The sequence below is a fragment of the Phocaeicola sp. GP0067 genome, assembly GCF_031119655.1.
GTDB classification, from domain to species: Bacteria; Bacteroidota; Bacteroidia; order Bacteroidales; family Bacteroidaceae; genus Phocaeicola; species Phocaeicola vulgatus.
On the sequence record NZ_JAVHZY010000024.1, the window covers coordinates 1 to 15,558 of the forward strand.

8 protein-coding genes are annotated in these 15,558 nt (G+C 42.7%); 5 read left to right on the forward strand and 3 right to left on the reverse strand.

Annotated features, from left to right (window positions below; all coding sequences use genetic code 11):
* Positions 1 to 87: 87 nt before the first annotated feature.
* Together RE317_RS16040 and RE317_RS16045 are read right to left on the reverse strand one after the other, a co-directional pair.
* A complete protein-coding gene (locus RE317_RS16040) occupies positions 88 to 1,449 on the reverse strand; it encodes an MATE family efflux transporter (protein WP_008781693.1) in 1,362 nt (453 codons plus the stop codon).
* Between the two features lie 125 nt (positions 1,450 to 1,574).
* Positions 1,575 to 3,083 (reverse strand): TrkH family potassium uptake protein, encoded by a 1,509-nt coding sequence (locus tag RE317_RS16045; RefSeq protein WP_008670032.1) that lies wholly within the window; start codon positions 3,081 to 3,083, stop codon positions 1,575 to 1,577.
* 492 nt (positions 3,084 to 3,575) lie between these two features.
* Between RE317_RS16045 and RE317_RS16050 the strand changes: the two genes are divergently transcribed.
* The 3 genes from RE317_RS16050 to RE317_RS16060 all read left to right on the forward strand — a co-directional run bounded on the left by RE317_RS16050 (position 3,576) and on the right by RE317_RS16060 (position 9,338).
* On the forward strand, positions 3,576 to 4,775 hold the full coding sequence (locus RE317_RS16050; RefSeq protein WP_005842144.1) for an efflux RND transporter periplasmic adaptor subunit: 1,200 nt from the start codon (positions 3,576 to 3,578) through the stop codon (positions 4,773 to 4,775).
* Between the two features lie 66 nt (positions 4,776 to 4,841).
* Positions 4,842 to 7,943 carry an efflux RND transporter permease subunit gene (locus RE317_RS16055; protein WP_005842146.1) on the forward strand — a complete coding sequence of 1,034 codons (3,102 nt, stop codon included), beginning with the start codon at positions 4,842 to 4,844 and terminating at the stop codon, positions 7,941 to 7,943.
* 21 nt (positions 7,944 to 7,964) lie between these two features.
* Positions 7,965 to 9,338: an efflux transporter outer membrane subunit gene (locus RE317_RS16060; protein WP_008670035.1), complete on the forward strand. Its 1,374-nt coding sequence runs from the start codon at positions 7,965 to 7,967 to the stop codon at positions 9,336 to 9,338.
* Positions 9,339 to 9,376: 38 nt separating this feature from the next.
* On the opposite strand, the gene RE317_RS16065 is transcribed toward RE317_RS16060, so the two are convergent.
* A complete protein-coding gene (locus RE317_RS16065) occupies positions 9,377 to 10,588 on the reverse strand; it encodes a hypothetical protein (RefSeq protein ID WP_008670037.1) in 1,212 nt (403 codons plus the stop codon).
* A 102-nt stretch (positions 10,589 to 10,690) separates the two neighbouring features.
* Here RE317_RS16065 and RE317_RS16070 point away from each other — a divergent pair, with 102 nt between their 5' ends.
* Positions 10,691 to 11,869 (forward strand): ATP-binding protein, encoded by a 1,179-nt coding sequence (locus tag RE317_RS16070; RefSeq protein ID WP_005852061.1) that lies wholly within the window; start codon positions 10,691 to 10,693, stop codon positions 11,867 to 11,869.
* 42 nt (positions 11,870 to 11,911) lie between these two features.
* Complete coding sequence (nifJ, locus tag RE317_RS16075; RefSeq protein ID WP_005852063.1) at positions 11,912 to 15,457, forward strand: pyruvate:ferredoxin (flavodoxin) oxidoreductase; 3,546 nt, start codon at positions 11,912 to 11,914, stop codon at positions 15,455 to 15,457.
* Positions 15,458 to 15,558: the final 101 nt, after the last annotated feature.

Consider the following 15,558-nt stretch of genomic DNA (forward strand, 5'->3'; position numbering starts at 1 on the left):
GTAATAACAAAGCCCCTGCTTGTGAAAGTCGGGGCTTTGTGCATAAAAAAAGAAGGTGCGCATTTTGACACACCTTCTCACACCAAATTAGTATTTTACCATTCCTGAAGTAGACATCCGTTTTATTCTTCCATACACATATATAAATGCGGGAATCAGAAAAATAACTGCAAATATCCATGCCGTAGGGTCACCAAAACAAACAGCTAAATAGCCCAATATTGGTACTACATAAAGACTGACCATTATACGGGCAATCATTTCGGATACCCCCGACAACATAGCCAAATTGGTAAAGCCCACCCCCTGAATGGAATAACGCAAGATACAAAGTAAGCCCAAAACCGGAAAGAAAGAAACGGAAATATGCAAAAACAATTCCGTATCTTTCAATATCTCCCATTCTGCTGGGTCAACAAATAACAAGGCAAAAGTACGTGCTCCCAACATCAAGACTACAAACATAAAACCACAATAAATAACCATCATTAACACACTCGCCTTGATTCCCAGCCAGATACGCTTCGGTTTTCCCGCACCGTAATTCTGTCCACTATAAGTAGCCATAGCTATACCCAGACTCTCAAGCGGACACATACAAAACATCTTAATACGCATAGCAGCCGTAAAAGCAGCCACACAAGCAGTACCCAATGCATTATTCGCACTTTGCAACATAATACTGCCAATAGCAGTAATAGAGAACTGTAATCCCATCGGCACACCGATATACAGTAAAGTCTTTGCCAACGCTCCTCGAAATTTATGCTCTGTCGGAGTTCCCTTCAGAATCTCAAAATGACGCATCATATACAAATAACACAATACAGCCGAAACCCCTTGTGAGAATACCGTAGCCACAGCTGCTCCCGCCACTCCCCAATCAAGTATCAAAATACAAAAGAGATCAAGCAAAATATTCAATATCGTAGAAAAAAGCAAAAACCAAAACGGAGTTTTGCTATCACCCAATGCACGAATAATACTTGAAAGCAAATTATAGAAAAAGGTACAGGGCACCCCGATAAAAGTAATCAGCAAATAAAGATAAGCATCCTCAAGAATATTCTCCGGAGTCTGCATCATCTGAAGAATATCCGAACAAAACATACTAGTTACAATAGCAATTACTACAGACATCACCGCTGCCAATTGTAAACTAACTGCCACAAAACGCCGCATCATACCATAATCCCTTGCTCCAAACTTCTGTGCGACAGGAATACCGAAGCCACCACAACAGCCATTGCAAAAGCCTAATATCAAAAACACCACCGAAGTGCTAGCTCCTACAGAAGCCAAAGCATTAATTCCAAGAAACTTACCCACAATAGCAGCATCCATCAACGAATAAGTCTGCTGAAGTAAATTACCCAGCAATAAAGGAAAAGCAAAATTCAATATCAAAGGGAACGGACGTCCCGAAGTCATCTCTCTCGAAGTTGCCATAACATGAATGTATTGTAAATCCGAGCACAAATATATATCATCCTTTGTAAAAATACATATTTCTAGAACTTCATTTCAATGAATACCCATTAATTAAATGATACATATCAATTTTTCCCGGAGAACTATCGTCTTTCCCAAAATCCTGAATAAAAAAGCAACAACACAGCAAACAACTCCAAACGTCCTATCAACATCAGGAACGACAATATCCATTTAGCAGCATCAGGCAACGCCGCCCATGAAAAAGCAGGACCGAATGCTCCTAATCCCGGTCCCACATTGCCTAAGCTAGAAATTACTGTACTCATCGCTTCAATTATCCCCACCCCGAAAAACATCAGCAGTATCCATCCGGCCAAAATACAGAACAAATAAAATACAAAGAATGTATTCACTGAAGCAATGATGGAAGGCGATATAACCTGACGGTTCACACGAACAGGCAATACAGCCCTAGGATGCAGCATCCGTTTGAATTCATTTTTGATATTACGCGCCAGAATCATAAGGCGCATATTTTTGATTCCCCCACTAGTAGACCCCGTACATCCACCTGACAACATAGCAAAAATAAGAAGCATCCATGTAAAAGATGGCCACAAGTTATAATCATCCGTTGCAAAGCCGCATGACGTATGCGCCGTAGCCACTTGAAACAGAGCCCTGCGGAATGCCTCTTCCCAATCATAATGATTCTGAAAAACTAAGGCAAACGTAATAACAAGTGTCAGAATACTCACTGATTTCATAAACCAACGGAATTCATCATCCTGAAATAAACGCTTGCCTTTCCCTTTCAGACACATAAAATAGAGAGAGAAATTAATACCCGAAAGGATCATAAATATCGCTATTACATATTCTATAAACGGAGAGTTCCAATAAGCTACACTAGCTTGTTTGGTAGAATAACCACCTGTAGCCGTTGTAGAGAATGAATGACATACCGCATCAAAAAAACTCATTCCTCCTATCATCAGCAGCACAGTTTCTGCAATTGTAAGAATAGCATATATCATCCACAGCCACTTAGCCATCACATCAATCCGGGGATGTGTTTTGTCATGCGTCACTCCGATAGCCTCAGCTGAAAAAAGTTGTATAGTTCCTCCCCCGAAAATAGGAAGCACAGCAATAGTAAAAAAGACAATACCCAAGCCACCTATCCATTGTGTCAAGCTACGCCAAAATAACAGACCATGTGAAAGAGATTCTATATTATCCAATATAGTAGCTCCTGTAGTAGTAAAACCCGACATGGTTTCAAAAAAGGCATCCGTCACCGAAGGGATTCCTCCACTAAAATAAAAAGGCAACATTCCAAACAACGTAAACAAAAACCAAGTAAAAGTTACAATACAGTACCCATCTCGTCGTGTCAGCCGATTCTCAGCACCTCTACTACAAATTAGCAAAACTCCACCGACCAATGTATTCAAAAGAATGGTATATAGAAAATATTGATAATCTTGCTCACCGTAACATAAGGAAACAGCCGCACAAAGCAGGAACATAGCAGATTCAATAAAAAGTAATACCCCCAATACACGGAATATCATTTTTTTATTTATCAAGCTATTATTCCGGCTTCCACCTTTATATAATTTATCTGGATTATAAAATTCTCCCATCTTTTTATACTTTTTATATTTGACAAGTATATAGCGAATACTATGCCAAAATGAAAAACAACATTATAAACTATTGATAAACAAACAGATATTATATGAAGTCATAAAAAAGGGAAACACTACCCTTTTCAAAATGAAAGGGAGCGTATTTCAAAACAACAAGGTTGCAGATATGACGATCTCAAGCAAAATTTAAATTACATACATATCTGCTAACACTACAACATCGTCCTCATCATAATGAATAATGAATAAATATTTTAAAATTACCCACTATTTTACTATTTTTGCATCCAAATCGATAATCCTCTACTAAATTTAATTCGCCTACTGTGGAATTATTCTACAGCTGTTGCCTGTTTTCCACACTTTCCCTATCAACAAAAGGCAGTAATAAAACACTGATTATGAAAAGGAAAGGCTATTTACAGTAGTTTGGCACGCTGCTTGTATTCCTACTGACGGCATCTTAAACAATAACAAAACTAAAGTATGAAACTATTTTTTACACACAAAGAAATTGCGCTAAAAAAGAAAAGAACAGCGCTTGTAGTAATAGGTATTGGACTAGTTATCGGGATTTACCTGATTGTTTCCCATCGACCGGCAAAGATGCCGGAACTTCCAGTAGTTGCCATAGCACCGGCAACGCAAGACGATGTGGAAATATATGGTGAATATGTAGGACGCGTACGTGCACAGCAATTCGTTGAAGTACGTGCCCGAGTAGAGGGATATTTAGAACAAATGCTTTTCGCAGAAGGTACATATGTCACTAAGAATCAAGTGCTGTTTGTTATCAATCAAGATCAATATCGAGCCAAAGCTGACAAAGCGCGTGCCCAATTGAAAAAAGATGAAGCACAGGCACAAAAAGCAAAACGCGATTTAGAACGTATCCGTCCGCTATATGAACAAAATGCTGCCAGCCAGTTGGACTTGGACAATGCTACTGCTGCATATGAAACAGCAGAAGCCTCGGTAGCTATGAGTAGTGCCGACCTTGATCAAGCAGAATTGGAACTAGGTTATACGATAGTTCGTTCTCCGTTAGCAGGACATATCAGTGAACGTCACGTGGATTTAGGGACATTGGTAGGTCCAAGTGGCAAATCACTGCTTGCCACCGTAGTAAAAAGTGATACTGTATTAGTGGATTTCAGCATGACAGCTCTAGACTATCTGAAAAGCAAAGAACGTAATGTGAACTTAGGTCAAAAAGACTCTACCCGCTCTTGGCAACCCAATGTTTCCATTACTCTAGCAGACAATACTATTTATCCATACAAAGGACTGGTAGACTTTGCCGAACCGCAAGTTGATCCACGCACAGGTACATTCTCCGTACGTGCCGAAATGCCGAATCCAGAACGGATATTACTTCCTGGACAGTTCACCAAAGTAAAACTATTATTGGATGTCAGAGAAAAAGCTACGGTAGTTCCGTTAAAGTCCGTTATCATAGAAAAAGGCGGTGCCTATATTTATGTAATGCGCAAAGATTCTACAGTAGAGAGACGTTTCATTGAATTAGGACCTGAATTCCAGAATCAAGTAGTGGTGGAAAGAGGCTTGGCTCCCGGAGAAGACATTGTTATAGAAGGATACCACAAGCTGAATCCAGGCATGAAAGTAAAAGTAAGTCCTGCTGTAGAAGACAAAAAAACGGAGGAAAAAGATACGATCGGATAATTTCACTCCCGAATACGAATTCCCCTATGGAGGAAAATTTACGCATTCAAAAAAACAATAGACATTATGAAAGTTAGTTTCTTTATAGACAGACCGGTATTTTCAGCTGTCATCTCCATATTAATAGTCATTGTCGGTATCATCGGTCTCACGATGCTACCCATTGACCAATATCCGCAGATTACCCCGCCGGTAGTGAAAATCAGCGCATCCTATCCGGGTGCCAGTGCCCTGACAGTATCACAAGCAGTAGCCACTCCTATAGAACAGGAATTGAACGGTACTCCAGGAATGCTTTACATGGAATCAAACAGTTCCAATTCGGGAGGTTTTTCAGCCACCGTCACTTTTGATATCTCGGCAGATCCCGATCTGGCGGCAGTAGAAATACAGAACCGTATCAAGTTAGCAGAATCACGTCTTCCAGCAGAAGTTATACAAAATGGTATTTCGGTAGAGAAACAGGCTGCCAGTCAATTGCTGACCCTATGCCTTACCTCTACCGACCCGAAATTCGATGAAATATACCTTAGCAACTTTGCTACTCTGAATGTACTGGACCTAATCCGCCGTATCCCTGGCGTAGGACGTGTTTCAAACATCGGAAGCCGATATTACGCCATGCAAATTTGGGTACAGCCCGACAAACTGGCCAATTTCGGTCTGACCGTAGCCGATCTGCAGAATGCACTGAAAGACCAAAATCGGGAATCAGCAGCCGGTGTACTGGGACAACAACCCGTACAAGGATTAGACGTAACCATTCCCATCACTACTCAGGGACGTCTATCTACTGTAAGCCAGTTTGAGGAAATCGTAGTCCGTGCCAATGCCGATGGTTCCATCATCCGTTTACGTGATGTGGCCCGCATCTCACTCGAAGCACAATCATACAATACCGAGAGTGCCATTAACAAAGAAAATGCAGCGGTATTGGCCATCTATATGTTACCGGGAGCCAACGCTATGGAAGTAGCAAAAAGCGTGAAAGAAGCTATGGAGGAAATCAGCAAGAATTTCCCCGAAGGAATGAGTTACGAGATACCTTTCGATATGACCACATATATTTCGGAATCTATTCATGAAGTGTACAAAACACTGTTTGAAGCCCTGATACTGGTTATTATCGTAGTATACCTTTCACTCCAAAGCTGGCGTGCAACAGTTATCCCACTAGTTGCCGTACCTATCTCACTGATTGGAACTTTCGGATTCATGTTGATTTTCGGATTCTCGCTTAATATCCTGACCCTGTTGGGGTTGGTACTTGCCATCGGTATTGTGGTGGACGATGCTATCGTGGTAGTAGAGAATGTGGAGCGTATCATGGAAGAGGAGAAACTATCTCCCTACCAAGCTACCAAGAAAGCTATGGAAGGACTTACAGGAGCCATTATCGCCACTTCTTTGGTACTGGCAGCAGTATTTGTTCCCGTAAGTTTTCTAGGTGGAATTACCGGACAACTTTATCGCCAGTTTACGGTAACCATCGTAGTATCCGTATTGCTGTCTACGGTAGTAGCTTTGACATTGAGTCCAGTCATGTGTTCGCTTATCCTGAAACCGGAAGATCCGAACAAGAAAAAGAATATCGTATTCCGCCGTATCAATGAGTGGCTGGCTATCGGCAATCATAAATATGTAGGGCTTATCAAACACATTGTGAAACACCCGCGTCGGGTACTGAGCACATTCGGCATGGTATTGATCGCCATCCTGTTAATCCATCGCATTATTCCCACCAGCTTCCTCCCCATCGAAGACCAAGGGTATTTTAAAATAGAGTTGGAGCTACCCGAAGGTGCAACGTTGGAACGTACACGTATCGTAACAGAACGTGCTGTGGAATACCTGATGAAAAATCCGGCAGTGGAATATGTGCAAAGCGTGGCGGGAAGCAGTCCGCGTGTAGGAACCAGTCAGGCACGAAGTGAACTGACTGTCATCTTAAAACCTTGGGAGGAACGTGACTCGCAAACTATTGACAATATTATGGCACAGGTAAAAAAAGACATGTCACAATACCCCGAATGCAAGGTATATCTTTCCACCCCTCCCGTTATTCCGGGATTAGGCAGTTCGGGCGGGTTCGAAATGCAATTGGAAGCACGTGGAGATGCCACTTTCGAAAATTTGGTACAAGCTACGGATACATTGATGTATTATGCATCAAAACGTAAGGAATTATCAGGTTTATCTTCGGCTTTACAAGCGGATATCCCCCAACTTTATTTTGATGTAGACCGTGACAAAGTAAAATTCTCAGGAGTACCTTTAGCCGATGTATTCTCGACTATGAAAGCTTATACAGGTTCGGTATATGTAAACGATTTCAATATGTTTAACCGCATCTACCGTGTATATATTCAAGCAGAAGCACCCTACCGGGAACATAAGGAGAATATCAACCTGTTTTTTGTACGGGGTACAGACAATGCCATGATACCGCTCACCTCGCTGGGTACCACTTCGTATACCACTGGTCCGGGCAGCATCAAACGTTTTAATATGTTCAACAGTTCTGTGATTCTCGGTGAGGCCGCAGACGGTTACAGTTCAGGACAGGCTATGGAAATTATCGAACAAATAGCCCGCGAACACCTACCGGAAAATATCGGTGTAGAATGGAGCGGACTATCCTTCCAGGAAAAACAGGCAGGTGGACAGACCGGCATGGTGCTGGCATTAGTGTTCATGTTCGTATTTTTGTTCCTTGCTGCCTTATACGAAAGCTGGATGGTACCGGTTGCAGTATTACTCTCTTTGCCTGTAGCCGCATTAGGTGCTTATCTAGGTGTATGGGGCTGTGGACTGGAGAATGATGTCTATTTCCAGATCGGATTGGTGATGCTGGTAGGACTAGCCGCCAAAAATGCAATTCTTATTGTAGAGTTTGCCAAAGAACAAGTAGACAAAGGAGTAGATGTAGTACAAGCTGCACTTCATGCTTCACAGCTCCGTTTCCGACCTATTTTGATGACTTCATTGGCATTCATCTTAGGTATGTTACCTATGGTCATTGCCAGCGGGCCAGGTTCAGCCAGCCGTCAGGCTATTGGTACAGGTGTATTCTTCGGAATGATCTTTGCTGTAACTGTGGGAATTTTGTTAGTACCTTTCTTCTTTGTACTGATATACAAGATGAAAGCGAAGATGAAACAAAAATAAGGATATAAAAAGATGAAAGAAATGATGAAACATACATTATTATATATAGCCGTATCAGGAATGACTTTGCTGACTTCTTGCCAATTAGGTAAGCACTACACACGTCCCGACTTACATCTTCCCCAACAATTAGATACATTACGACAACAGGATACATTATCTATAGCCGATATGCAATGGTGGGAAATCTATACGGACACAACCTTGCAAAGCCTGATAGAAAAGACGTTGGATAACAACAAAGACATGAAAATAGCTGCGGCACGTGTAAAAGAACTTGCCGCAATGAAGCGCATAGACTTTGCCAACCTTTTCCCCCAACTGAACGGAAGCGCTTATGCCCAAAAAGAAGGAAGTAATTATGGTGGTGACAACTATAAAAATGACCCCGAACTGGGTGGTAAACTTACCGTGACTTGGGAATTAGACTTATGGGGTAACCTGCGTTGGGCAAAAGACAAAAGCATAGCACAATTTCTGGGAAGCATCGAGGCGCAACGTGCCTTGAAAATGAGTATTGTGTCCGAAGTGGCACAAGCCTATTTTGAATTGGTCGCATTAGACAATGAGCTGAACATCGTTCGTCAAACACTCTATGCCCGTAAAGAAGGAGTACGCCTGGCAAAGCTTCGTTTTGAAGGAGGACTGACTTCAGAAACTTCTTATCAACAGGCACAAGTGGAGTATGCACGTACCGCAACCTTAGTTCCTGAACTGGAAAGGAAAATTTCATTGAAAGAAAATGATATCGCATTCCTGGCAGGCGAATACCCGCACCGCATACAGCGTTCCATTCTGCCCGAAGAGGTAAAACTACCTGAAACATTACCAGTAGGTCTACCCTCCACTCTGTTGGAACGTCGTCCCGATGTACGCGAAGCAGAACAGAAATTAATAGCAGCCAATGCCAGTGTAGGTATTGCCTATACCAATATGTTCCCACGACTCAGCCTCACAGCACAATATGGCGTAGAAAGTGAAGAATTCTCTGATTTCTTTAAATCACCCATTCATTATATCAGTGGCAATCTTCTAACTCCTCTCTTCGCCATGGGAAAATACAGAGCAACCCTAAAGGCTAAGAAAGCCGCATACGAACAGGAATGCTACAGCTATGAAAAATCAGTGCTGACTGCATTCAAAGAGGCCCGCAATGCCATTGTGGACTTCAATAAGATAAAAGATATCTACGAATCGCGTCTGCAACTGGAACGTTCCTCTAAAGCAACAATGGAACTGGCCCAATTGCAATACATCAATGGAGTAATAGGCTATTTGGATGTATTGGATGCACAACGTAGCTATTTCGATGCACAAATAGGATTAAGTAATGCAATAAGAGACAAACAAATTACATTAGTAAAATTGTATAAAGCATTAGGGGGTGGATGGTAACCATCCCCTCTTAATTTGATTTTCCTTTATCCGGAAAATCAAATTAAGATATATGCCTGATAAGACGTATTGTTCTCTACCGGTGTAAGTGACAAATAACCCGACTTCACTTTTCCATTTTCCAGATATAAAGGATGCTTTTCTTGAAGCGCAAGATGAGAATGCCATGCCTCACCGGGCTTTGCATAATATTCTATAACATACCGTCCCTGCCCGCCATCACACACATAGTTATCATATATCAAACGTGCTACCACTCCCATATTCATACGAAGATTTATTTCCACACACGGATGAATGGCATACCCGCCGTTTTGGGTACGGCATATCATCATATCCACCCCCAGATAGCCTTCGTAACTCCCTTTGATCACTTCCGCCAATTCCACCTGTAACGCCCTCCCAACCTGATGTAAGATTTCCGCAGAAACATATGTGGATATCCTCGCTTCAATAACCCGATCCGCAGCCAACAAGTTTTCTTTATAAACACCTCTCTTGTCTGTTTCGAATAAAGAATACCCTATAAAATGTACCTGTCCCCACTCGTCTGCAAAAAACTCCATGGCAAAATCCAAAAGCTTATCATAAAAAGGTTCTCCTATCACCTCATGCTGAGTGGTAAGTATGTGTCGAATCCACCCTTCCAGAGGGATGGTAAAACTACCTGAAACATATTGTATCCCTCTCCCACTACCAGACCATGGAGCTTTTAACAAAGCACGAGGATGAGACAACACAAAAGCCTTCACTTCCTCTGTTGATGACAATACAAAAGCCTCCCCCAATGTGGGAATATTCCCACCTATATGCCTACAAAGGCGTCGTAACACTTTTACAGCCGTCTGACGTCCGGATATTTGACGGATACGCTTCATACGCTCTACTGAAGGATATGCTGTATCAGGAAATCCAGCTTCCTGCAAACGACGCACCAAAGACGGATTCCATCCCCAAGGAATCACTTTATTATAAATGGGGAGGAATTCTGAAGTCCAATTGACCGAAGGCGGCAAAAAAGATTGTCTTTCCATTGTTTTCATACGCAGAGCAGAATCCAGCCACACAGTTCCTCCCTGTTCTGCATACCATGCAGGCAACACGGACAGCTCGGCCGCCATTCGCCGGGCACTGGCAGGTGCCATATAATAAGGATCACCACAAGCCAATGCCATATCATTTTCCGGATTGAATAAATAAAGCGCTTCCATTTCCGGACACAAAGATAAATGTTTTAGAGTACAAACCATTTCTCTTGTTCGTCTTTTAGTTGAAAAAAAATAATATTTTGCTATCTCCAGTTTGCAATTTGAATTAGTATTGCTATATTTGCAACCGATAAAAAAGCAACCATGGAAACCTTTTACAGAACACACAGTTATCTGGTGGAACATACAAATGCTCCTGTTCGCCGGGACTTGATGGACGAAATAGACTGGAACGACAGACTGATCGGCATCAAGGGTACTCGTGGCGTAGGAAAAACGACTTTCCTCCTGCAATATGCAAAAGAAAAGTTCGGAACGGATCACTCATGTCTGTTCATCAACATGAATAACTTTTACTTCTCTAAATATACGTTAGTGGAGTTTGCCGCAGAATTCGTAAAACGAGGAGGAAAAGTTTTGTTGATAGACCAAGTGTTCAAGTATCCCGAATGGAGCCACGACCTGCGTGCTTGCTATGAAATGTTTCCTACTCTGAAGATTATATTCACCGGATCATCCGTGATGCGACTGAAAGAAGAAAATCCAGAACTGAGCGGCATTGTCAAGGTATACTACCTGAGAGGTTTCTCATTCCGCGAATACCTGAATCTGCAAAGCGGTAATTGTTTCCGTGCCTATACCTTACAAGAAATTTTGGAGAATCACGAACAGATAGCGAAAACCATCCTGCGCAACGTGAAGCCGTTGGATTATTTTCAAGACTATCTGCATCACGGTTTCTACCCATTCTTTCTGGAAAAACGTAACTTTTCGGAGAATCTGCTAAAAACCATGAATATGATGATAGAAGTAGATATACTTCTTATCAAACAAATTGAGCTGAAATATCTTTCAAAGATAAAAAAATTACTATATTTGCTAGCTGTGGACGGACCCGTTGCTCCGAACGTCAGCCAGCTGGCCACGGAGATTCAAACTTCACGTGCCACGGTGATGAATTACATTAAGTATCTGGCAGATGCGCGTCTTATCAATATGGTTTATCCCAAGGGAGAGGAATTTCCCAAGAAACCTTCCAAACTGATGATGCACAACACCAACCTGATGTACTCCATTTATCCGGTAAAGGTCGAAGAACAGGATGTTCTGGATACATTTTTCATGAATACCCTGTATAAGGACCATAAACTATATAAAGGCGATAAAGGCACTTCATTTATGGTAGACAACGGACTGCATTTCCGTATTTGCGCAGAAGGGTGCAAGTTCAAAAATAATCCAAACGTGTATTATGCCCTACACAAATTGGAATTAGGACACGGAAATATGATCCCATTATGGCTTTTCGGCTTTTTATATTAAGAGATAGAGAATAAATTTTATTACCTAATAATTAGTAATTGTATGACTAAACAAAAAAAATTCATCACTTGTGATGGTAACCAGGCAGCAGCACATATCTCGTATATGTTCTCTGAAGTAGCTGCTATCTATCCCATCACTCCGTCGTCTACTATGGCTGAATACGTGGACGAATGGGCTGCCGCAGGTCGTAAAAACATCTTCGGCGAAACAGTTTTGGTACAGGAAATGCAGTCAGAAGGCGGAGCGGCAGGTGCTGTTCACGGTTCTCTTCAGGCAGGTGCGTTGACTACCACTTACACTGCATCTCAGGGATTGTTGCTGATGATCCCCAACATGTACAAAATTGCCGGTGAATTCCTGCCTTGCGTATTCCACGTATCGGCCCGTACATTGGCTTCACACGCATTGTGTATCTTCGGCGACCACCAGGACGTCATGTCTTGTCGCCAGACAGGTTTCGCCATGTTGTGCGAAGGTTCTGTACAGGAAGTTATGGACATGGCTGCCGTAGCTCACCTTGCTACTATCAAATCACGCGTGCCATTCGTTAACTTCTTCGACGGTTTCCGTACTTCTCACGAAATCCAAAAGATTGAAATGCTGGAAAACGAAGATCTGGCAGGTCTGATCGACCAACAGGCTTTGGCTGAATTCCGTCAACGCGCGTTGAATCCTAACAACCCTGTTGCACGCGGTATGGCTGAAAACCCCGATCACTTCTTCCAGCACAGAGAATCTTGCAATAACTTCTATGAAGCTGTTCCGGCTATCGTAGAAGAATACATGAACGAAATCAGCAAAATCACAGGCCGTCCTCATGGTTTGTTCGATTACTATGGTGCTGAAGACGCTGAACGCGTAATTATCGCAATGGGTTCTGTTACAGAAGCTGCCCGCGAAGCTATCGACTACTTGATGAGCAAAGGTGAAAAAGTAGGTTTGGTTTCTGTACACTTATACCGTCCGTTCTCTGCTAAACATTTCTTGGCTGCTGTACCTAAGACTGCCAAGACTATCGCTGTTCTTGACCGTACTAAAGAACCGGGAGCAAACGGTGAACCTTTGTATCTGGATGTTAAAGACTGCTTCTATGGAACAGAAAACGCCCCGGTTATCGTAGGCGGTCGTTACGGTTTAGGTTCTAAAGACACTACTCCGGCTCAAATCATCGCTGTATTCAAGAATTTGGCTCTGCCAATGCCGAAAAACCACTTCACTGTGGGTATCGTAGACGATGTAACTTTCACTTCTCTTCCCCAGGAAGAAGAAATCGCATTGGGCGGTGAAGGCATGTTCGAAGCTAAATTCTACGGATTAGGTGCTGACGGTACTGTAGGTGCCAACAAGAACTCTGTGAAGATTATTGGTGACAACACCGACAAGCACTGCCAGGCTTATTTCTCATACGACTCTAAGAAATCAGGTGGTTTCACTTGCTCTCACCTCCGTTTCGGTGATACTCCTATCCGTTCTACTTACTTGGTAAATACTCCGAACTTCGTAGCTTGCCACGTACAGGCTTATCTGCACATGTACGATGTAACCCGTGGTTTGCGTAAGAACGGTTCTTTCTTGCTGAACACTATCTGGGAAGGTGAAGAACTGGCAAAGAACCTGCCTAACAAAGTGAAGAAATACTTCGCTCAGAACAATATCACTGTTTACTACATCAATGCAACTCAGATTGCTCAGGAAATCGGTTTGGGCAACCGTACCAATACCATCCTGCAATCAGCATTCTTCCGTATCACAGGCGTTATTCCTGTTGACTTGGCTGTAGAACAGATGAAGAAATTCATCGTTAAGTCTTATGGCAAGAAGGGTGAAGACGTGGTGAACAAGAACTATGCTGCCGTAGACCGTGGTGGTGAATACAAACAATTGACAGTTGATCCGGCTTGGGCTAATCTGGAAGTTGAAGCTCCTGCTGCTAACAATGACCCTGCATTCATCAACGAAGTAGTTCGTCCTATCAACGCTCAGGATGGTGACTTGTTGCCGGTATCTGCATTCAAAGGCATCGAAGACGGTACTTGGGAACAAGGTACTGCTCAATACGAAAAACGTGGTGTAGCTGCATTCGTACCTGAATGGAATGCTGAAAACTGTATCCAGTGTAACAAGTGTGCATATGTTTGTCCTCATGCTTCCATCCGTCCGTTCGTACTTGACGCTGAAGAACAGAAGGGTGCAGACTTCGAGACATTGAAAGCTGTAGGTAAACAATTTGACGGAATGACATTCCGCATCCAGGTTGACGTGCTTGACTGTCTGGGTTGTGGTAACTGTGCCGATGTTTGTCCGGGCAATCCGAAGAAGGGAGGCAAGGCTCTTACAATGAAACATTTGGAAAGCCAGTTGTCTCAAGCAGCCAATTGGGAATACTGCGCTAAGAACGTGAAGAGCAAACAACATTTGGTAGATATCAAAGCCAATGTGAAGAACTCTCAGTTCGCTACTCCGTTGTTTGAATTCTCTGGAGCTTGTTCAGGTTGTGGTGAAACTCCGTATGTGAAACTGATTTCCCAGTTATTCGGTGACCGTGAAATGGTTGCTAACGCTACCGGATGTTCTTCTATCTACTCCGGTTCTGTTCCTTCAACTCCTTATACTAAGAACGAAAAGGGTCAAGGTCCTGCTTGGGCTAACTCATTGTTCGAAGATTTCTGCGAATTCGGTTTAGGTATGACTTTGGCTGACAAGAAACTTCGTGCACGTATCGAAGCTGCCATGAAGGATGCTATCGCCAGTGATACTTGTCCGGCAGAATACAAAGAAGCATTCCAGGAATGGATTGACGGTAAGGACGATGCAGACAAGAGCAAAGCTGCTGCCGAAAAGATCATTCCAATGGTGGAAGCTGCTAAAGATAAATGTAAGAACTGCGCTACCATTGCAGAATTCAAGAACTATTTGGTTAAGAAGAGCCAATGGATTATCGGTGGTGACGGTGCTTCTTACGATATCGGTTACGGTGGTTTGGACCACGTGATTGCTTCCGGTGAAGATGTAAATATTTTGGTATTGGATACTGAAGTTTACTCTAATACCGGTGGTCAGTCATCTAAGGCTACTCCGCTGGGTGCTATCGCTAAGTTTGCCGCTTCAGGTAAGCGTGTACGTAAGAAAGACCTTGGTATGATCGCTACTACTTACGGTTATGTATATGTTGCCCAGATTGCTATGGGTGCTGACCAAGCTCAGACTTTGAAAGCTATTCGTGAAGCAGAAGCTTACCCCGGTCCGTCATTGGTTATCGCTTACGCTCCGTGTATCAACCACGGTTTGAAGGCAGGTATGGGTAAGAGCCAGGCTGAAGAGGCTAAGGCTGTAGAATGCGGTTACTGGCACTTGTGGCGTTTCAACCCCGCTTTGGAAGAAGAAGGCAAGAATCCATTCATGCTTGACTCTAAAGAACCGAAATGGGAAGGTTTCCAGGATTTCTTGAAGAACGAAGTTCGTTTTGCTTCTGTAATGAAACAGTATCCTGCTGAAGCAGCAGATCTATTTGCTGCTTGCGAAGAAATGGCCAAGAAACGTTATGCTTCTTACAAACGTATGGAAGCAATGAATTGGGGTGAATAATCTCTGATACATGCATATAAAAAAAGGCTTGTTCTGTATGGAACAAGCCTTTTTTTATAGCCTTTTCTACCATTAGTATATATGAGGTCACCCATACGTAT